The sequence below is a fragment of the Streptomyces sp. RP5T genome (assembly GCF_003933965.1).
Classification (GTDB): Bacteria; Actinomycetota; Actinomycetes; order Streptomycetales; family Streptomycetaceae; genus Streptomyces.
Genome location: NZ_RSAJ01001130.1, coordinates 1 through 1136 on the forward strand (window position 1 = coordinate 1; position 1136 = coordinate 1136).

At 75.8% G+C, this 1136-nt stretch carries 1 protein-coding gene; it reads right to left on the reverse strand.

Features of this window, described 5'->3' with window-relative positions:
• Window positions 1-1106: HAMP domain-containing sensor histidine kinase (locus tag EHS43_RS44935; RefSeq protein WP_148104362.1), on the reverse strand; the 1106-nt coding region annotated here is incomplete at its 3' end.
• Window positions 1107-1136: the final 30 nt, after the last annotated feature.

Consider the following 1136-nt stretch of genomic DNA (forward strand, 5'->3'; position numbering starts at 1 on the left):
GTGCGGAACCGCTGCGGCCCGTGCTCGACGAGGTACTCCGGGAACCCGTCCCCGTGGTCCCGTACGGTCACCACCGCCCCGTCGACCGTCAGGGACACCGGCCCCCGCCCGTGCCGGTGCGCGTTGGCCACCAGGTTGCCCAGCACCCGCTCCAGCCGCCGCCGGTCCGTCTCCACGGCGAGATCCCGCACGACCACGACCTCGGTGTCGGTCCCGGACGCCCGCACCACTCGCTCGGCCACCGCGGCCAGCCGTTCCGTGTCCGGCTCCACCGTCTCGCGGCCGGTGTCCAGCCGGGAGATCTCCAGCAGGTCCTCCGTCAGCGTCCGCAGCGCGGCCACCCGGTCGCGCACCAGTTCGGTCGGCCGCCCCGGCGGCAGCAACTCGGCCGCCGCGTGCAGCCCCGTCAACGGCGTCCGCAGCTCATGGGCCACATCCGCGGTGAACCGCTGCTCGCTCAGCAGCTTCCCCTGCAACGACCCCGCCATGGAGTCCAGCGCGGCGGCCACCGCGGCCACCTCGTCCTGGGGCCGCGAGGGATCCTTCGTCCGCGGATCGCCGACCCGCGCGTCGAGGTCGCCCGCGGTGATCCGCCGGGCCACCCGGGCGGTCGTGTGCAGCCGGGTCGTCACCCGGGTGACCGCGAAGGCCCCCACCAGCAGGGTCGCGGTGATCGCCAGCGCCGACGACCACAGGATCGCCCGGTCCAGGCCCGCGATCGTCCGCGCCCCCTGCGCGTAGTCGACCTCCACGGCCAGCGCGCGGTTCCCGTCCACCGGCCCCGCCGCCCACATCGTGGGGCGGCCGCGGTGCTCCGCGACCATCGTGCCGCGCTCCCCGGCCACCGCCAGCGCCCGCAGCGACTGCGGCAGGTCCGGCGGATCCACGCCCGCGTCCCACGTCAGGGTGTCCCCGGCCTCGTACGCCTCGGTCGCGCTCTTCAGCCGGCCCAGCGCCAGGTGACGGGCCTCGCCGACGGTCTGGTCGGTGACCGAGACATGCACGAGGACGCCGAGCAGCGCGGCGAGGCCGCAGCACATCACGGTGATGAACACGGCGGCCTTCACGGCCAGCGTGCCGGACCAGCGGGGCAGCGCGAGCCTCATCGCGCGCTCGCGGACGGGCTGGAGGTGGGG